The 20,438-nt window shown below is 48.0% G+C and carries 14 protein-coding genes; 7 read left to right on the top strand and 7 right to left on the bottom strand.

Going from position 1 to position 20,438, the window contains the following annotated elements; genetic code table 11:
- Positions 1-54 precede the first annotated feature (54 nt).
- Positions 55-1,170 carry a rhamnogalacturonan acetylesterase gene (locus MKY87_RS28785; protein ID WP_339790667.1) on the top strand — a complete coding sequence of 372 codons (1,116 nt, stop codon included), beginning with the start codon at positions 55-57 and terminating at the stop codon, positions 1,168-1,170.
- Positions 1,171-1,302: 132 nt separating this feature from the next.
- On the opposite strand, the gene mnhG is transcribed toward MKY87_RS28785, so the two are convergent.
- From mnhG to MKY87_RS28815, 6 genes are read right to left on the bottom strand one after another with little or no spacing between them, the layout of a single operon-like run.
- Positions 1,303-1,695, bottom strand: a complete 393-nt coding sequence (gene mnhG / locus MKY87_RS28790) for a monovalent cation/H(+) antiporter subunit G (RefSeq protein ID WP_074094788.1) — start codon at positions 1,693-1,695, stop codon at positions 1,303-1,305.
- Positions 1,679-1,963, bottom strand: coding sequence for a Na(+)/H(+) antiporter subunit F1 (locus MKY87_RS28795; protein ID WP_017688855.1), 285 nt, complete (start codon positions 1,961-1,963; stop codon positions 1,679-1,681). Before MKY87_RS28795 ends, mnhG begins: the two co-directional genes overlap by 17 nt.
- Entirely contained in the window at positions 1,963-2,439 is a 477-nt protein-coding gene (locus tag MKY87_RS28800) for a Na+/H+ antiporter subunit E (RefSeq protein WP_036608718.1), read from the bottom strand. Before MKY87_RS28800 ends, MKY87_RS28795 begins: the two co-directional genes overlap by 1 nt.
- 6 nt (positions 2,440-2,445) lie before the next feature.
- Complete coding sequence (locus tag MKY87_RS28805) at positions 2,446-3,924, bottom strand: Na+/H+ antiporter subunit D (RefSeq protein WP_339784188.1); 1,479 nt, start codon at positions 3,922-3,924, stop codon at positions 2,446-2,448.
- The gene (locus MKY87_RS28810) at positions 3,917-4,255 is read right to left on the bottom strand and encodes a Na(+)/H(+) antiporter subunit C (RefSeq protein WP_036670645.1); all 339 of its coding nucleotides are present in this window, start codon (positions 4,253-4,255) and stop codon (positions 3,917-3,919) included. The genes MKY87_RS28805 and MKY87_RS28810 overlap by 8 nt, the downstream gene beginning before the upstream one ends.
- Before the next feature lies 1 nt (position 4,256).
- Positions 4,257-7,211, bottom strand: coding sequence for a Na+/H+ antiporter subunit A (locus MKY87_RS28815; RefSeq protein WP_339790664.1), 2,955 nt, complete (start codon positions 7,209-7,211; stop codon positions 4,257-4,259).
- Positions 7,212-7,672: 461 nt separating this feature from the next.
- Here MKY87_RS28815 and MKY87_RS28820 point away from each other — a divergent pair, with 461 nt between their 5' ends.
- Positions 7,673-9,313, top strand: coding sequence for a sensor domain-containing diguanylate cyclase (locus MKY87_RS28820; RefSeq protein WP_339784187.1), 1,641 nt, complete (start codon positions 7,673-7,675; stop codon positions 9,311-9,313).
- 71 nt (positions 9,314-9,384) lie between these two features.
- Positions 9,385-9,906 carry a hypothetical protein gene (locus MKY87_RS28825; protein ID WP_340967219.1) on the top strand — a complete coding sequence of 174 codons (522 nt, stop codon included), beginning with the start codon at positions 9,385-9,387 and terminating at the stop codon, positions 9,904-9,906.
- 131 nt (positions 9,907-10,037) lie between these two features.
- Here the strand turns inward: MKY87_RS28825 and MKY87_RS28830 are convergent, their stop codons facing one another.
- Positions 10,038-11,168, bottom strand: a complete 1,131-nt coding sequence (locus tag MKY87_RS28830) for a GGDEF domain-containing protein (protein WP_339784185.1) — start codon at positions 11,166-11,168, stop codon at positions 10,038-10,040.
- Positions 11,169-11,400: 232 nt separating this feature from the next.
- Here MKY87_RS28830 and MKY87_RS28835 point away from each other — a divergent pair, with 232 nt between their 5' ends.
- The 4 genes from MKY87_RS28835 to MKY87_RS28850 all read left to right on the top strand — a co-directional run bounded on the left by MKY87_RS28835 (position 11,401) and on the right by MKY87_RS28850 (position 20,430).
- On the top strand, positions 11,401-18,111 hold the full coding sequence (locus MKY87_RS28835; RefSeq protein ID WP_339784184.1) for a DUF7507 domain-containing protein: 6,711 nt from the start codon (positions 11,401-11,403) through the stop codon (positions 18,109-18,111).
- Positions 18,108-19,799, top strand: a complete 1,692-nt coding sequence (locus MKY87_RS28840) for a DUF11 domain-containing protein (protein ID WP_339784183.1) — start codon at positions 18,108-18,110, stop codon at positions 19,797-19,799. The genes MKY87_RS28835 and MKY87_RS28840 overlap by 4 nt, the downstream gene beginning before the upstream one ends.
- 153 nt (positions 19,800-19,952) lie before the next feature.
- Positions 19,953-20,210, top strand: a complete 258-nt coding sequence (locus MKY87_RS28845) for a YolD-like family protein (protein WP_036608707.1) — start codon at positions 19,953-19,955, stop codon at positions 20,208-20,210.
- Between the two features lie 100 nt (positions 20,211-20,310).
- Positions 20,311-20,430 carry a hypothetical protein gene (locus MKY87_RS28850; protein WP_017688846.1) on the top strand — a complete coding sequence of 40 codons (120 nt, stop codon included), beginning with the start codon at positions 20,311-20,313 and terminating at the stop codon, positions 20,428-20,430.
- Positions 20,431-20,438 lie beyond the last annotated feature (8 nt).

The raw sequence follows: 20,438 nt of genomic DNA on the forward strand, positions 1-20,438 counted from the left end.
AAATGGTCAATATCGGTAAAGCTTCTGCTCTGTCTTGTTCTGTTTGCGAGTACAATGGGCATCGGTTTGGGAAGCAGTGGAGGGCGAGTCGCCGAAGCGGCAACAGACAATTACAGATTTGATTTTGGTTCGGGTGCTGTTGAGAGCGGTTACACAGGCGTGTCCGCAGGAGATGCCTATACATCTACGAAAGGTTATGGCTTCAACACACCTGCACAGATGAGGAATGTGTCTGCCTCAGGAAGCGGGGTTAAGAGTGACGCTGTGCAGTTTCTGACTTACGGCACGAAGAGCACCAATACCTTCAATGTGAATCTGTCCAATGGTCTCTATGAGGTCAAAGTGGTTCTGGGCAATACAGCCAGAGCGAGTGTGGCTGCAGAAGGTGTCTACCAGATCATTAATATGACAGGCAACGGGGCAACGGACCAATTTCAAATTCCGGTGACTGACGGGCAATTAAACCTGCTGGTTACGGAAGGAAAGACAGGCACCGCCTTCACACTTAGTGCACTCGAAATCCGGAAGTTATCCAATCAGACCGTTACCAACCGCACAATCTACATTGGTGGGGATTCAACAGTCTGCAATTACTATCCGCTGGGTAGCAGTGTACAAGGAGGTTGGGGACAGCTGTTTCCGTCCTATGTGAACAATTCCACCTTCCAGGTTCGCAATATGGCGGCAAGTGGTCAGTTTGCGAGAGGATTCCGCGATGATGGTCAGATGGAAGCGATTCTCAAGTATATCAAGCCGGGAGATTATTTTATTTTGCAATTCGGAATTAACGACACCAATGCCAAGAACAATACAACAGAGGCGCAGTTCAAGGAGATTATGCGGGATATGGTGCGTCAGGCAAAGAACAAAGGAGCAACGGTCATTCTCTCTACGCCTCAAGGCCGGGCAACGGACTTTAATTCAGCCAATGTGCATCAAGCGGAGAACCGCTGGTACAATCAATCCACCCGTGCACTAGCTCAGGAAGAGGGAGTCACCCTGGTTGAACTGAATAAGTTAAGTTCTGCCTATTTCACGTCCATTGGTCCAGCGGCAACACTTGGTCTATATATGACAGGGGATAGTCTGCATCCGAATCGTCAAGGCGCTGCGGAGCTTGCGCGTATTGTGGCTGCGGATCTGAGAAGACAGGGACTGAATGGTTTCTGACTATACTACTTAATCTGTCTGTATAATCAGTGTTTGATATGATCCGTGTATGAAAATAAAAAATACCCCCAGGACGTACCGCAAAACGAGCGGTTGATCCCTTGGGGGTATTCGTTATGCCTAGGCTTGGGATTATTCCATCATATCCTTGGCCTCATGGTTCACCTTTTTCCCTTTTAACAAAGGTTCCAGTTCATCTTGAACGCTCTGCTCCCACAGCGGTACATCTGTGCGATAGGCGGCCCGTCCGTTCAGATGTCCGGCCACCGGAGCCGTGATGAATACAAACAGGATACCAAGCAACAAGCGGGCACTGATATAGTTATCGAAGTACCAGAAGTAGAAAAATGTAGCGCTTAATACACAGAATACTCCAAGTGTCATACTTTTGGTTGCGGCATGGGCTCTCAGATATACATCAGGCAGACGAATAAGTCCGAATGCACTGAGTGCACTGAGTAGTGCACCGAGCAGTACGAGTAGACCTATAGCGGTTTCAGTGGTTACTTTAACGATCTCCATCATTTTTGAATACCGCCCCCCGTTCGATATAACGTGCAAATGCCACTGTACTTAGAAAGGCCAGAATACCAATCAGCAAGATGATATCCAGATAGGCTTGGGTTTGCAGCATCATCGACAGAACGGCAACGATGGCAATTACATTGATACCGATGGTATCCAATGCTGTAATCCGATCAGCCATGGATGGTCCCCGCAGCACCCTGTACAAGCAACCTAGTATGGCTAAGGAGAGGATGAGCAAGGAGATGAACAACAGTGAGGATAACATTAACGCGTCACCTCCATAATTGCTTTTTCGAATGTATTTTGGATATCATCTCTCATTTTCTGTTCATCCTTGATATCCAGTGCATGAATAAACAGTTTGCGTTGATTACCCGAGATCTCAAGCGGAAGAGAACCTGGTGTCAATGAGATGAGTAAGCAGAGCAGAGTAACCTCCCAATCCGAGGACAATTGAGTTTTATACGTAAAAATACCGGGCCTTATATCGAGCTTGGGCTTGATAATCTGGCGTATAACCTCAATGCTGGCTCGCACCAGTTCCTTGAACAGCAGTGTAATCAGTTTGAAGATGGCCCAGACCCGCACAATATAGAAGCGCTGGGGGAAAAATCTGCGCATTCCCCCGATGAGAAGCAGTCCAAGCAGGTAACCTATGAGAAAACCAACACCATTCCAGGCATTGTTCAGAAACATCCATACAAAAGCAATGATAAGATTCAGTACAATCTGAAAGGCCATAGACATCTACTCCTTCAATACGGCATCAATATAAATATTGGGATGCAGTAGAATATCGCCTGCGCGGGAGGTCAATTGGAACATGCCTTCAGCCCCCACACCCATTACGATGATGAATACAAACAGAATTCCGGCAGGAATCAGCAGGCCGTTCACCGCGTAAGGGCGTCTTGTAACCCCGGCAGGCGGTTCGCCCCAGAACGCTTGTATGAAGATGCGTAGTACCGAATATAACATCAACAAGCTCGAAAGCACCGCAATGCCGGTAAGACCATACAAGCCTGCCTGCAAGCCTCCTTCAAAGAGAAGCAACTTCCCTGGAAATCCACTGAATGGCGGCAAACCTGCCAAGGCAAGTGCGCTAATGAAGAACATCCAGCCGAGCAGTGGATAGCGATGGATCAGCCCACCCATGTTATCGAGTTTTGATGTTCCGGCAACAGCGATCAAGGCACCGCCGAGCAGGAAGAGCAATGTTTTGATCAACATATCATGCAGCATATAGAAGAGCAGCCCCTCCAGTGCAGGACGACTGGCCGAAGCCATACCAAAAGCGACAAAACCTACACCTGCGACCACGTTGTAAATGAGAATTTTGTTCACATCGCGGTATGAGATCGCACCAATGACACCAAGGACCATCGTTGCACCAGCCATCCATCCGATCAGTGTATGGAAGAAATCAGGATCATGATAGAAGATCAGTGTGAATGTTCGCACAATTGCGTACAAGCCAACTTTGGTAAGCAATCCTGCGAACAATGCAGTGACGACAGCAGGTGGTGCCGCATAAGAGCCCGACAGCCAGAAGAACAGGAACAGTCCGGCCTTGATGCTAAATACGATTAGGAAGAGTACGGCAATTAAGGTAATGACCCCGCTCTGTCCCACTTCAGCAATTTTTACGGACAAGTCTGCCATGTTCAATGTGCCAGTAATAGAGTAGAGGAAGCCGATGGAAGCGACAAACAGTGCTGAAGAAACGATGTTAATCAAGACATATTTAATCGTTTCACGTAATTGTCTTTCCGTACCTCCCAATACGATCAGTGCATAGGAAGAGATGAGCATCAGTTCAAAGCTGACAAACAAATTGAACAAATCTCCGGTTAGAAATGATCCATTAACTCCCGCAATCAGGAAATGAAAGAACGGATAGAAGTGGTGCTCTTCCCGCTCCTTGTTCACACTGCGGAAAGCATACAGTAGACACGCCAGTGCAATGATGGAAGCGGCTACGACAAGTAGCGCCGACACCATGTCAGCAACAAGCACAATACCATAAGGAGGTGCCCAACCGCCCATATTAAGCGTTAGAACTCCAGTTTGAGTCACACGAGTAATGAGTATGGTTGAGACCGCTGCTGTAAACAAAAGTCCGATGACACTAATGATCCGCTGGATATTTGTTTTCCGGAAAAAGAGCAAAGTCAGAACGCCTGTAATTAAAGGCAACAGAATCGGCAGAACGACGAGATTATTCATATGGGCGCCCCCTTACTTCTTCCATATCGTCTGTTTTTAACTTCAGATAAGAACGATAGGAGAGAACAAAGAAGAACGCAGTGAGGCCAAAATTAATAACAATTGAAGTTAGTATCAAAGCCTGAGGAAGTGGATCGACATAACGTTCAGCCATCTCCCCAAGCAGTGGTGGTGCCCCAGTTTTGAGACGTGACATGGTGATCAAGAGCAGATGCACGCCATGGGTTAGTATGGACATGCCAAGTACGATGCGGAGCAGGCTCCGCGACAAGATTAAAAAGACGGCAACCGCAAACAGAATGCCAACGGCTACACACATCAATATTTCCATATCAGCGATCCTCCCCGATCTGTAGAATGATGGTCATGGTGACACCCAGGACAGCGAGATACACGCCAAGATCAAACAGCATGGCCGTGGCGAGTTCTGTCTCTCCCAGCAAAGGAAGTTCGAAATAGCCGAAGGTTTGACTTAGGAACGGGACTCCGAATATAAATGAACCCGCACCCGTAAGTAACGCTATACCCAATCCGATCCCTGTGAGAACACGGAAGTCAACGGGTAACGCTTTGCGTATTGTATCAGTAGTGAATGCCAGGGCAATCAATACGAGCGCTGCCGCTGTTACCAAGCCGCCGATGAAACCTCCGCCCGGATTGTGGTGACCTGCAAAGAAGAGATGCATGGCAAACGTCAGAATGATGAACACAACGACCTTGGTGGTCGTTTGCAGCAATACATCATTACTCTGCAAGGGAACAGTATCCCACGAGGATGAGCTGCGTTCCCGGTTACCATATTTTTTCGTATTGTCTGTTTCATCATCCAGATCGGGCTCGGAATCCTGACTTTCGTCCTTCTTACGGAACTTCAAGCGGGCTCCGAGATCTTTTGCTTCGAGGTTCAGATTAATCATGGAGTAGATGGACAATGAAGCAACCCCAAGCACCATAATCTCCAATAACGTATCGAAGCCTCGGAAATCCACCAATAACACGTTCACGACATTTTTACCACCAGCCGAATCATAGGCTTCCTGAAGGAAGAAAGTAGAAATGCTGTCGAGTGATGCTGTTCCGCTTGCAGCCAGTGCCACAAAAGTCATCACGATTCCGACTGCAATCGCTACGATCATATTCACCGTGAGATAACTGCGGCTTGATTTGCCACGTTGAAGCTCAGGCAGATGGTAGAAGCAGAGCAGGAACAACGCAACGGATACCGTCTCAACAATCATCTGTGTCAACGCCAGATCCGGCGCCCGGAAGAGTACAAACAGCAGGGTTACGAGGTAACCAACCGCTCCGGTCATAATGACTGCCGACAATCTGTTCTTGGCAAAAGGAATTGAAACTGCAGCGCCGATGAGCGTGACTAGCAGTACCACCTCATAGAATGAGTAAGGTGCATTGCCCTGCAGATTCCAGGTAATATTTTCTCCTGAACGGAAGAAGGCATAGACCAGCAACGCGACCGTGAATGAGAAAATGTAAACGAGATAATTACGAACCGAGCCATTCATATAGGCTTCCGTCCATTTGCGTGCATAATGCTGAAGATTATCCAGCACGACATGGTACATATTGTTAATTGTTAATCCTTGTGGATAATGCTCATAAATATTCCTCCATCGTGGCAACAGCTTGTAGAGAGTGATTCCGAGAATCACAACTCCGATCGTCATAATCAGTTCCGGAGTCCATCCATGCCACAGAGAGAAATGTACATCGAAGCGCTCATTCCCATTTAAGAGGGATGGAAGCACAGCGGCCATTGCCGGTTCAATCAGTGATCCGGCCAGCAGATTCGGGAAGAGTCCGAATACGATGACAAGAACACCTAGAACAACAGGCGGAATGAGCATGCCAGCGGGCGCTTCGTGTAGCTTCTCGGCAGGGATCTCGCTTTGGCTACGACCGAGGAATGTTTTGAACACGATAATAAGCGCATAGATCAGGGTAAACACACTTGCAAGCCAAGCGAATACCGGCAATAGAACACTCCAGGACCCAAGTCCAAAGATTCGCAGATGCGTGACTTCTACCATCGCCTGGAAGAATAACTCCTTGCTCAGGAATCCGTTGAACGGCGGAATACCCGCCATGGCAAGTGAACCGAGCAATGCCACGGTGAATGTAATTGGCATGAATGAAGCAAGTCCACCGAGCTTCCGAATGTCACGTGTACCCGTTTCATGATCGACAATGCCTACGACCATGAACAGAGCGGCCTTGAAGGTCGCATGATTAAACAGGTGAAGCAGCGCAGCGGTTATTGCCACGGTATACATCGCAGAGGATTCGCCATATCCGAAGTAGAGAGCAGCAGATCCAACCCCTAACAGGGACATGATCAGACCAAGTTGAGAGATGGTCGAATAGGCGAGAATCGCTTTGAGATCGTTTTTTTTCACCGCCAGGAATGATCCATAACACAAAGTTAGAAGACCAACGCCAGTAACCAGCCAGAACCAGAGTCCCTCTCCACCGAAGATTGGTGTGAATCGGGCCACAACGTACAGTCCGGCCTTGACCATGGTGGCTGAGTGAAGATAGGCACTAACAGGTGTGGGAGCTTCCATGGCATCCGGCAACCAGATGTGGAACGGGAATTGAGCTGACTTGGTGAAAGCTCCAATCAGGATCAAGATAAGTGCGGGTAGAAATAGCGCGCTTTCCTGAAACTGACCCAATCCTGCAATGGTTGCACGAATACTGAATGTTCCGGTAATGAGATACATCATCATGAATCCGGTAAGCATGGCGAAACCGCCAAATACCGTAATCAGGAATGATTTTTGTGCACCTGAAGTCGAGGCTTTACGTTTGTAATGAAATGCAATCAACAGGAATGACGTAATACTGGTCAATTCCCAGAATCCGTAGAGCACGATCATATTATCAGACAGCACCACGCCCAACATGGCTCCCATGAACATCAACAGATACAGGTAGAAACGGTTCAGCGCTTCTTTCATATCCATGTAGAAGATGGAGTAGAGAACAACGAGGACACCGATTCCGGTGATTAGCAGTGTCAGCATGAGGCTCAGACCGTCCAGATACAGGTTAAATCCAATGTCCAGTGAAGGAATCCATGGGATATTTCCAGATACGGTATTGCGCTGTGACACAGCGGGTATGAGACTCGCAAAGTATACAAATAATAGTGCCGGAACAAGGAGAACCGGCCATCCCAAATGTAATTTACGGAAGAAACGATGCAGCGTGGCAAGAAGAATGCCAGCGGCAAAAGGCAGAATAACAGCAACATGAAGCAGGCTCAACATTACACCCCCAATGTTTAGTAGTTCGATTACTCTCTCTGTGACATACAGGCGCATGATCCTTTGAAGGATATGCTTGCTCTCTATATTCATAACCCAAGTATGTATATACAGAATCGTGTCTATTCTTTGAATGGAAGAAACACGGTGAAAATTTCAGTATAATATTGTATGGGGATGTATAATAAATAAACACACAAGTTCCGATAAATATGAAAACGATTAGGGCGTGTCTGAAACTCCGAAGAAGCAGATTTTGCCGAATTTTCGTTCCAAGCCAGGAAGTTTTCCGCAGGCGTGCCGGGGCACGTCAAGGGAAAGTGACGCAGCAGGGGGCGAAAAGGCGGTAAAAGATGCACTTCAGCGAGTTTTGAGACACGTCCGAGGTGACATTCCGTGTACTCTTTACAGCATAGTTATGTTGAAAAGCAAGATGGTTTCACCGTGTAATGGAGGAAGTAATGTCATTCAAAATTAGAACTGTGCTTACAGTCATCTTCGCTGTGTTATCCCTGCTGGTTACTCTGACGATTGGGTCTATTTTTAGCCAAAAGTCATTTGTTGCTGTAGAGACTGAGATTGGTCACTCGCTTACAGGCACGGCCTCACAGGCTTCAGACAAGCTGGATCGATTCATGTCCGCTCGCGCGGGTGAACTGGACCTGCTGGGCCGGATGGTTTCGTTGGAAGATGGATTCCAACCTGATGAGATTCAGATGCTGCTGGATCAGTTACAAGATAGCTTTCCCTCATTCTCATGGGTTGGATTCATGAACCCAAAAGGAAAAGTGTTAGCTGCCACGGATGGTATCTTGCTTGGGGAAAATTTATCGGAGCGACCTGTGTATCAGGAGGGAATCAAGGGTAAATTCATTGGAGATGTGCATAATGCAGTACTTCTTGCCAAGCTGCTTCCGAATCCAACGGGAGAGCCGTTGCAATTTGTCGATATCAGTTTTCCGCTGAAGGATAGCAAAGGACATATTCAAGGTGTGCTCGCTGCACATTTAAGCTGGGAATGGGCGAAGGAAGTCGAGGAATCCGTTCTTGCCCCATTGAAAAGGGAAGAAAAAGACATTGAGTTCTTTATCGTGAGCAAAAAGGAACATACAGTGCTGCTGGGGCCGAAGGAATGGGTTGGTAAACCGTTGGTACTGCCCGGCATCGAAGAGGCCCAGCGCAACAAAAGCAGTTGGTCCATTGAAAAGTGGCCTGACGGTAATGAATATGTGACAGGGTTTGCCTACAGCCAGGGTCATCTGGATTACCCCGGATTAGGCTGGACCGTAGTCATTCGTCAAGTCAAGTCTTCTGCCTTTGCTTCTGTGTTTGACCTGATGTGGTTTAATGTGTGGTCTGGACTCGCCGTTACCGTGCTGTTTGCACTGATTGGCTGGTTTGTCTCACGTCTGATCTCTTCCCCACTAGTGCGTCTTACCAGAGTAGCCAATCGACTGCGTGCAGGGGAAGAGCTTGAGATTCCTGCGAATAAGGGGATAAAGGAGATTGAAGTGTTGTCCCGTTCGCTTCGGGATATGCTGACCTCTCTTATGAATAAAAACTCAGAGCTCGTCGTGATGCAGAATCTGGCGCATTTTGATCAGTTGACTAGTCTGCCGAATCGCACTGCTCTTGAAGTGTATCTGGAGGAGTCTCTGGAGACCGAAAGTGAAAATCACACGCTGACTTTTCTCTATCTGGATCTCGATGGATTCAAACGGGTCAACGATACACTTGGACATCAGACTGGAGATGTGCTGCTACAGAAAGTGGCCCAGCGACTGTCGGCTCTTGGTCAGGAGAAGGGTATAACAGTCCGATTGGGCGGAGATGAATTCCTGATTGTACTTCAGTCTGTTGGAAGTCATCCGAGGGAAGAAGCCATGGCTTATGCAGAAGCCATCATTCAAAGTCTGAACAAGCCGTTTATTATCGAATACGAGCGAATTCGAATTGGATGTAGCATTGGAGGTGCTGAATATCCAACCAACAGCGACAACCCAAGTGAGATTATTCGGATGGCGGACGAAGCTTTGTATGAGTCCAAACGTGCAGGCAAGAACAGAATGACATTTTATTCCGAGTTGAAGCAGGATCGTTAGCGTATAATAACAATAGCTGGGTTATCCCAATTACCTTTGTGCGAATGTGCGTATAGACAAGGAGGGGTGAAATGTCTGGAAATCATACATCTGTACCTTATGGTTATGAGCCACCTGCGGCCAGCCGTAAAGGCACACTGACTTTTTATGACTCGTTTGAACATGTGACGGATGAGCAACTCGAGCGCGCTGCTGCAACGGTGGATACCCGTTCATTCATACAGCTTGTGCTGTATCCTTTACATGAGAGCACGTTTAAACGAATGAGCAAGGATACAATACAGGCATATTACAAAAGAGAAGACCGCCTGCATGATTGGCGGCGGGAACATCCAACTTCACGTATACGTGTGGAGGGGCTTGAGGGCAAGAGAAAGAAATATACACCTGTGGATAGCGCGTTGCGCCATATCACTGCGGAATATCCAGCCCCTCACTTTCTATACTTGACGATAGAGATGGCGAATATGTTTGCTTCATTTGATTCCTTCAAGGATTGGATCAAAGAGCTGCGTCTCATCATTGACGGATCGTCCGAATACCTGCATCCCAGGCTGGAGCAAAATCGTCATCGCTGGGAATGGGCGGAATGATGTACAGACATAGTTGCAGGTATGGATTTAGAGAGAAGATCGGCTAATTGATCATAAGCAAACCCAAAAAAAGTTGTGTTGTACAAACCGGAATTCCGGTGTACAGCACAACTTTTTTATTTATATTTTCTCTACGAAGGAGACGGAGTCAGATCAAGTGATGTTACGGTTTTATTTTTACCTGTTCGTTTGGCGGCATACAGACAGGCATCCACTTCCTCGAACAATTTGTCTTTGCTTAGATTAGGACTGTAGCTTTTGAGACCGATACTCACCGTGATGGAAGCTCCTTCAAGTTCCAGATGGCCCATCAGGGCAATCTTCTGACGAATCTGTTCCACCAAGGCATAGGCCTGCTTGAAAGATTGCTCAAACATCAATATGGCGAACTCTTCGCCCCCGTACCGTGCTGCAATATCACTTGAGGTAATCGTTTCCTGAATGATCAGGGACACTTTCTCCAGAATGATGTCTCCAACCCGATGACCATACGTATCATTAATGGATTTGAAGTCATCAATATCGATCAGGGCCAGATGCAAACTCAAGCCACTGTTGGCATACTCAAATGCTTTTTCGTAATAATCCTTGAATGAGCTTTGATTATAAAGGTTCGTTAAACCGTCAGTTTTGGACTGTTTGGTCATAATGGCATTTCGCACAATAAGGTCCTGCTTGGCAACCATACTGGCCTGAAGATCTTCCAAAACTTCAACGCCGCTGGTTACGATAACCTGTGCTACATATGTACCAAGGATTAGAAAAGCCGGAATGGATACCATGTCAAATGAAGACAGGTACAACCGGTAGGCCGGATCGAACAAAACCAGAAGGTAACCAATCATCTGCATCAGAAAGACAATCCAGACTCTTTTTTTACTGAAGAACAGTACCGAAGCAAAGATGGGCAACAGACAGATTGCTAATATAATCCGAATGTCATAATTGACATGAATAATCGTCCAGGCGATAACCGTGCTGGCTATAGACATGGTGTAAAAGGAATATGAACTGAAGCGCCGATCAACCCAACTTGCGAACAAAATGCATGAACTGCTGACGGCCGTAGGCCAGAAAAGCACATTCATCAAGAAATCTATCGGTGTGCGCTCATACTCCAGAAACAGGAAACAGCCAATCTGAATGGCGAAATGTGCAATGATAACAACCCAGTAGGCATGGAGCATTTTTTGAATCCATTTGGAATGTTTGAACTCGTATTCTGTTGGAATATGGCTATTGCGCGTATGGAAACCTTTCATATATCACCGCTGACTGCATCATAATGGTACGACAGAATTACTCTCGTATATGATGATTATAAATCACAATGAACAAAACGCAAATGTATTTAACTGTTATGTGAGAACAAAACTCACAGAAGTTTCGAGTTGTCACAAACTTTTTATGGAGGACAAACAAAACTCAACGATACACTCATAGACTATATACATGGCTCCGTTCCATATGTAGGAAATCATTGATGAAGGGGAGGTGATCTTCATTCCTCTTGTCGTTCGTTCAACCGTTAATGCTACGGGAGCAATTACATTTACAGGAAATACGCTTGGACTGAGTCGTTCGGAAACAGCGGGGGTACCCGGAACACAGGACAGTATTGGAGGTTTTATCACAACCAACACCAGCCTCCAGTACGGCACCTATCCACTGGGAACGACAAGCCTGTATCAGAGCAACAGTTCAGCAGCCATTCTTACGCTGCCGGCTGGAAGTACCGTTCTGTATGCAGAATTGATCTGGGGCGGCAGTTACATCAATGGTACAGTCAATCTGAGTGCTGCCATCAACAATCCGGTTACGTTTATTACACCGGCAGGGACTTCCAGTGTTACCCCCGATCCACTTACCTACAATCAATTTGATCTTGGGGGCGGTGCTGCTGGCTATGTACGTTCCGCCAATGTGACGACACTTGTACAAAATGGGGGAGCAGGTACATATATCACCGGAGCAGTAGTAGGGACTATTGTTATTACAAATGATTCCACGGCCAATCATGCGGGATGGACACTTGGAGTCATTTATCAGAATCCCAATCTGCCTTTTCGCAACATGTCTTTGCGTGCAGGAGGCGTACTCGTTCAATCCACTTCACCACCTGTCGTTACCACATTGACTGGATTTGCAACGCCCCTTTCCGGTGTACTGGGAGGAAGAATACTGTTCAGTGCGCAGGAGGGCGACGCGAACCGGACCGGTGACCAGGCATTATTCGGGCCAACCTCAGCTACATCGGTTGCTTTGTCCGGGCCCAATAATCTAGCTGCGAACTTTTTTGCTTCTCAGATTAACGGAGATACCGGAGCGCTTAATACAACAGGAACGTTTGGGACACGAAATCAGATCAACGGGGCTCCAGGCACCAATATTATCGGTGGACGTCAAGGCTGGGATATTACCAATGTGGATGTTTCAGCAAGGTTGATCAATAACCAGTCATCTGCGGTGTTGACATTAACCACCTCGGGGGATGCCTACATTGTCAACGCCAATGCAATTCAAGTTGATATTAATGCACCCAAGATCACATTGGCTAAGGCAACGGTCGCCGCCGGTGCAGTTGCCGGGGATAGTATTTTATATTCGGTTACCGTTACCAATGCAGGCACTGCGAGTGCGGCCAGTGTTGTTTTATCCGATTCACTTCCTGCAGGTCTTACCTTTATTCCAGGCAGTGTCACTGTTGCAGGTGTATCCCGTCCAACACTTGATGTGACGGCAGGCATTCCGCTGGGTTCGTTAACTTTATCCAGCAGTGTCGTTGTAACCTATCGAGCACTCATCGGTCAGGATGCAAGCATCCTGCAACTGGTGAATTCGGCCAATGCAGCCTTTACCTTTCAAAGCGTAGCAGGGGGGCCGGTCATTACCGGAGTTATTCCGTCCAATAACTCCACCCTTCCTGTTTATTCGCCAAACCTGTCCATTGTGAAATCGGCGAGTACCACCAATGCCACGGTGGGTGACCTGGTAACTTATACACTCCAAGTGAACAACGGAGGGAATGTTGCTGCCAACGTTACATTGAGGGATAACATTCCAAGTGGTAGCTCATATGTAGCAGGCAGCTTTCGTCTGAATGGAAATGTGATTGCTGGCGCCAATCCGGTTACCGGCGTTAATCTGGGGAGCCTTGCGGCAGGAAGTGCCAATACCGTGACCTTTCAGGTACTTGTAACAAGCTTGCCGACACCGCCGACTCTTGTGGATCAGGCTACGGCTTCTTATTCCTTCAATTCACCTGATGGTCGGACGATCACGGGAAACATCGCCTCGAATACCTTAACAATCCCGGTAACCTTGCCCAATGTGACCACGGTAAAATCAGCATCAGTCACCGATGTTGCTGTCGGGGAGACCTTCACGTACACCGTAGTTACTACCAACAGCGGTATTCAGGTGATTAACAATGTGGTACTTACAGATGCGCTCCCTGCTGGAATAACTTTTGTTCCCGGCAGTGCAACCGTAAGGGGAACTGTCGTACCGTCTGCGAATCCGAGCAGTGGTATCTCTATTGGGACATTGGCGGCCGGAAGTTCTGCAACGGTGACGTTTCAGGTGAATGTGCAGTCCCAGCCTGCTTCGGGTTCGTTAGTCAACCGAGCGGTAGTATCGTATAGCTCAGGTGCGTTCACGGGTATTTCCAACTCCAATTCCATTACAACCCCTGTATACCAAGCTGTTGTTGGTATCAACAAGTCGGCAAGCCAAACCAATGCGACACTGGGGGATCAGATTGCATACACACTTGTGGTCACGAACAGTGGAAACATAGCGACTCAAGTAAATGTGACCGATACGATTCCAGCGGGACTGACGTTTGTCCCGGATTCGGTAACCGTGAATGGTACTGCACGTCCTGGAACCAGCCCATTAACCGGAATAACACTGGGCAGCCTCCTGCCGGGAGTTACGGCTACGGTGGTGTTTCGCGCTACACTCACCACACTTCCGACTCCCCCGACACTGGAGAATCAAGGGACAGCAAGTTATACGTACCAGCTTCCAAGTGGAAGGAATCTCTCAGGCAGCAGCTTATCCAATATCGTTCGTATATCTGCATCGGCTCCCAATGTTTCTATTAGTAAAACAGTAAATACACCGGATGCGACAGTAGGAGATGTGCTTACGTATACCGTTGTTGCAACAAACGCAGGAATTAGTGCAGTACAAAATCTGGTGATTTCGGATGCACCATCCGGCTCTGAATTTGTCCCGGGTAGTGTCACGATTAATGGATCTGCTGTTACAAGCGCAAGCCCCGTTGCGGGAATAGCAGTGGGTACATTGAATAGCTCAAGCAGTGTAACTGTGACCTATCAGACCCGAGTGAATTCTGTTCCACCCACGGGTTTGGTTAGTAACCGGGCCAATGCAGCATTTACATCAGGCAGTTTTAATGGTGTTTCTTCTTCCATATCAGTAAATACCCCCATATTTCTGCCAGTGATCCAAGTGGTGAAGTCAGCAAGTACAACAAGTTTGACGGTAGGCGATACGTTTAATTACACCATCCAAATTAACAATACAGGTAATATAGCTGCAACGGTTACCTTGACTGATCCCATTCCAGCAGGAGCAGTATTCAGCACAAATAGTGTCATTATTAATGGCGTACCTACACCTGGGGTCAGCCCGGAGATAGGAATCAGTCTAGGAGAGATTGCTGCGGGCTCAGGTGCAACAGTCACCTTTGTTGCGACGGTTACCAGTTTGCCAGATGCAAGACAGTTAATTAATCAGGCGGTTGCTTCGTTTGCCTACACGCTGCCAAGTGGGAGAACGATTGCCGGTCTCTCGTCATCAAACACCATCACTATTCCAGTGTCTCTACCCAATGTTACGATTGTTAACAGTGACAATGTAGAGTACGGCGTAGTCGGGGATGTCATTCGATACACATCTGTTATTCGTAATAACGGCACAGTAGCCGTTAATAATGTGGTATATGTCAATCCTCTTCCTTCAAATACCCCATTTGTACCCGGAAGTGTCATTGTGAACGGGACTTCGTTCCCGCTCTCCAATCCGACAGCCGGCATTCCAATCGGTACGTTGGCTCCAGGAGCCGAGGTTACCGTAACTTTTGAGGTGACGATTACCATGCCGATTCCTTCACAGATTAACAATCAGTCGACGGTCAGCTTCACATCCGGTTCATTTTCAGGGTCATCATCGTCCAATACGACTCAGACTCCGGTCATACAACCGCAGATTTCACTTGTCAAAACGGCAAATACCGTCAATGCAACCGTAGGTGATACGGTTGTATACACGGTAACGGTTAGCAACACAGGCAATCTGGAGGCAAATGTTACAGTGACAGATACCATTCCAGCTGCGACTACTTTAGTAGCTAACAGTGTTGTGGTATCTGGTGTACCCCAACCTGGAGCGACGCCAGCAGCTGGCATCCCGGTAGGCATTGTAGCAGCGGGGGCGACGGCTGTTGTCACGTTTGCTGTTGTTGTGGATTCCCTTCCATCTCCGCAGCAGCTTAGCAATTTTGCTACATCATCCTTTACCTTTACACCTCCAGATGGGCGGACGTTGACTGGCTCAGCCACTTCGAATACGCTCACGTTCCCGGTCTCGTCACCAAACGTCGCTGTTGTCAAAAGCACAGCTTCCACTGCGGCTACGGTAGGCGATACGGTGACCTATTCCATTCTGGTGACTAACAGTGGAATTGCACCAGTGAACAATATTCAGTTTTCGGACCCGATTCCAGCCGGAGCCTCCTTTGTTACAGGTAGTGTCACAGTGAATGGGGTTGCGCAACCTGGAGCCAATCCGGCAGGTGGGATATCCCTTGGGACATTGGGGCCCGGAACGTCCGCAACGGTCACGTTCAGTATCCGTGTCGACGCGATCCCGCCAAGCAATCAGTTGAGCAATCGCTCTACGGTCAGTTTTACCTCAGGTACATTCTCAAGCACAACCTTTTCAAATACCGTGGTCACTCCGGTGTACCAGCCTATTCTTTCAGCACAAAAAACAGCCAGTACACAAAACGCTACCGTTGGGGATACGGTCAGCTACACGATCACCGTGAGCAATCAGGGAAACTATGGAGCCCAGATTAACTTGACAGATAACCTTCCAGCCGGAACCATCCTTGTTCCAAATAGCGTTATTGTGAACGGTCAACCGCTGCCAGCAGGAAGTCCGGCAACCGGCATCCCCGCAGGCAATGTGGCTCCCGGAGCTACGACCACCATTACCTTTTCAGTAGTTGTTGATACGCTGCCAAGTCCGCAACAACTGGTGAATCAGGCTACGGTAGCTCTATCATATACATTGCCGGATGGGCGGAACATCACGGGGTCTGTTCTATCCAATGTGCTGACCATTACTGTATCGGCACCGGATGTCGATGTCGTCAAATCCACAACTTCAACGGCGGTATCTGTTGGTGATGTCGTAACGTATAGCATCGCTGTAACCAATAACGGAATTGCAACGGTGAACAATGTGGTTTTCACGGATGCATTGCCGACAAGTACCGTTCTTGCGCCAACCGGCGTGTTTGTCGATGGTGTTCTGCGCCCTGGTGCCAATCCTTCTACGGGAATAACACTTGGTTCCATCGCACCTGGTGTTACGGTAACCGTTGTATTTAGTGTGCAGGTTACGGCGCTCCCGGCAAGTGCAGTGTTAAACAATCAGTCCACGGTCAGCTTTACATCAGGTACTTTCTCAGCGACCACATTCTCCAATACAGTTACAACTCCGGTCTATCAACCTATTCTGTCGGCAGTGAAAACGGGAGATCAGACGATAGCAACGGTAGGGGATACCGTTGTGTACAGCATCGCCATCTCCAATGCCGGGAACTATGGGGCATCCGTCACGTTGACCGATACCATTCCAGCCGGAACAGAGCTTGTTCCAAATAGCGTTATTATTAACGGGGCTTCTGCACCAGGTGCAGATCCGGCTTCGGGTATTCCGCTTGGTGTCGTTTCTACAACAACTCTAGTTACCTTCTCCGTTGTGATTGTGACATTACCTTTGAGCCAGTCCATCACCAATCAGGCTTCTGCTACATTTTCGTACACATTACCTGATGGAAGAACACTTGGAGGCACGATTACGTCCAACGCACTCAACATTCAAGTATCTGCTCCGAATGTCAGCGTTGTGAAGACCACTCCGGTGATTGATGCTGTGGTGGGCGATACGATTGTATACGAGATGGTTGTGACCAATGAAGGAATTGACCCGGTAAACAACATTGTGATCACCGATCCGATCAACCCAGCCACTACATTTGTTACAGGCAGTGTTCTGGTGGACGGCGTCCCACGTGCCTTGGCCAACCCTGCGCTGGGCATAGCCCTTGGTAGTTTGGCACCTGGAGCATCGATAGCGGTATCGTATGCAGTTCGGGTCAATACACTGCCAACACCACCACAAGTGAGCAGTCAGTCTTCCGTAAGTTTCACATCGGGTGTTTTCTCGGGAGCAGCGTATTCCAATACGGTTGTAACACCAATCTATCAGCCGATTATTGCCGTAACCAAAACAGGGAGCACTTCCAATGCAACGATTGGTGACACTATCACCTATTCTTTTGCCATTAACAATAGCGGGAATCTTGATGCAAATTTGACATTAACGGACAATATACCGAATGGAGCCGTACTGCTTCCCAACAGTGTTCTGATTGATGGTGTTCCACAGCCAGGTGCCAATCCGGAGACGGGTATCGTTGTGGGTACCATACCGTCCGGAGGTACGGTTATTGTAACGGTTACCCTCGAAGTGACTGTAGATACGTTGCCGCAGGATCAGCAACTGGTTAACCAGGCGGTGGCCAACTATACATTTAGTCCACCCGATGGCCGTCTGTTGACGGGCACCGTATCTTCGAATGTTCTGGTTATCCCGGTATCTGCACCAAATGTTGTTGTTGCCAAAAGCACAAGTGCCATTGATGCTGTTGTTGGTGATGTAATCACCTATACGGTTGTAGTAACTAATAGCGGCATTGAAGTGGTGAATAATGTGGTCATGGTTGACCCGGTACCTGTCGGTACAGTATTTGTGCAAGGAAGTGTTACGGTGGATGGTGTGCCAAGACCAACAGGGAATCCGAATACAGGCATCACGCTTGGTTCGATTGCTGCGGGTGCTTCCGTTACGGTTACATTCAGAGTAGAGGTTGTGGTGATATGAGCCAATCTTCCGGTCCGTTGTCCCACTGGCTAAAGAATCAGTCCCTGGTTCGATTCAGCTCGGGTGCGACTGAACTGGAACAGGTATCTTATTCGAATACGGTTGTAACACCGTGGATCGGCCCCAGGCTTGAAGTCAGAAAAGTGTGCAATGTCACGGAGGCTGCCTTGGGGCAGTCTCTTATCTACCGTGTTGAAATTGTTAACACCGGAAATCTTACGGCCGTAGTGCGCCTATTGGATCAGCTATCTGCAGAGACGGCACTGCTTCCCAACAGTGTATTACGTGATGGTATTCCGTTACCGGGAGCATCACCGGAGAGAGGATTGCCTCCAGCTGAAATCGAGCCCGGAGCCACGTTGCGATACCACTTCCAAGTTGTAATATTGCGTTTACCTGAGACACTGAAGCTGTTGAATCAGGCACAGGTTAACTATGAGTTTTTGACACCGGAAGGCAGAACGGTTACAGGTATGGAACAATCCAATATCGTGGAGGTCAATCTGGTCTCATCCCGGCTGGAGATCTCCTTGCAGGCGGATCACATCTATACCTTCTCAGGGGATATTGTCATGTACACCGTCATCGTGAGCAATCCGGGTTTTATTGCGGCCACGAATGCCCAAGTAACGATTTCTTTGCCACAGGGTATTGTTTTTATACCTGCGAGTGTCATCGTAGATGAAATGTTTGCGCCACAAGTAACGCCTGATACGGGCATACAACTTGGAGAGATTTTGCCCGGAAGCTCAATTAGGATACAATATCGGGTTCAGGTTATGGGGGGAAGCGATGCAAACGGAATATCAAGTTTAGCCGTACTGGCGTATATTTCAGCAGGACAGCAGGAGACGGTCTACTCCAATCAGGTTACCCTGGAAGTGATACAGCCCCAGGTCTCTGTGGTGAAAAGTGTGCTCCCGGTAACGGCCACATTGGGTGATGCCGTCCAATATAATATTACCGTCTCCAATGCAAGCAGTTATGCGGTGGATGGAACTCTCCTGGATGTAATGCCAACAGGTGTGACATTTGTTGAAGGCAGTCTGCGCTGGAATGGGGTTAAACGTCCCGGAACCAATCTGGTTAAAGGGCTTAATCTGGGGACGTTGACAGCCCGTTCGGTTCTGAATATTCAGTTCGAAGCGAAACTTCCAGATCGAGATGAATCGATGCCTGAGGACTACAGGTATGTGAATCATGCTAGCCTGATGTATACATTTCGATTGCCGGATTCACGGTCAGTGCAGCGGATGATTACATCCAATGAAGCTGTGGTCGAATTAAAAGCGCCGATAATTCAGGCTTATGTTCAAGTGACACCCACATTGGTCGAGCAGGGAGGTACCGTCACTTTTCAGGTACGTGTGGGGAATACGGGCAATTTGCCGGCACGTGTACAACTTGGGAGCATTTTACCTGAGGGTGCCAGATGGCTTGGGCAAGCTACGGGTGAGATCCAATTGAGCATATCAGAGTATTCCACACCACGGGTTCTGCATGTGGGCGTGATTGAGCCTGGAACGGAAAAGAACATCTCGTATGTAGCGCAGTTAGCTTCTGAGAAGGCGGGGACGCTGCAAGGAGACTTGATTGCCAGGTACACGTATGAATGGAATGGACAAAAACGGGCTGGAGAAACCCGATCGAATGAGTACAGCATCATTGTGGAGTATGGAGAAGAATAGGAGGTATCACGGTTAACGGTAAATTGCCTGAGGAATTTGCTCATTCTGGATGCCATGAGATTACACGAACGTAAATGAATGGTATACTAATTGAATATGAACTCGGCAATCAACCCGTGGAATCGGGACGTCGGAGTAGAGGAGGCAGCCACATTGGCAAAAGCAAAAGTAGCAAAAAGACCTACACGGGATGAGTTTGAACTTGAAGAGTTGGGAAACCAGCTGGTTGAAGCCTTTCGGGAACGTTCGGAAGTACTGTTGACGGTATGGGGCAAGGAAGATCAGGTGCAAGGAGTCATCGTCAAAATGGACTCCCGTACACGACTTGTGCATGTAGAGTATACCGAAGAAGAGTTCACAGCGAAGGTACCTTTTCTGGATATCATGCGTGTGCAATCTCCCCGGTACTGAATGAAAAAAACAGCAATCTGAATAATTAGGGCATCCGCCCTGTCAAAGTCGTTCTTCCTGCATAAGATAACCCATACCTGTTGCAGAGGAGGTACGGTCAATGAGCGAAGTATTAGGTGGAGAAACAAGAGGCTACGGATACGGAGGTTTCACTTCTGTAGGTGCCATTCTGGTTCTGTTCATCCTGTTGGTTATCATCTCCAAAGCGTTCTTGGTATAATTGCATAT

It is taken from the genome of Paenibacillus sp. FSL R7-0198 (assembly GCF_038000415.1).
Lineage (GTDB): Bacteria > Bacillota > Bacilli > Paenibacillales > Paenibacillaceae > Paenibacillus.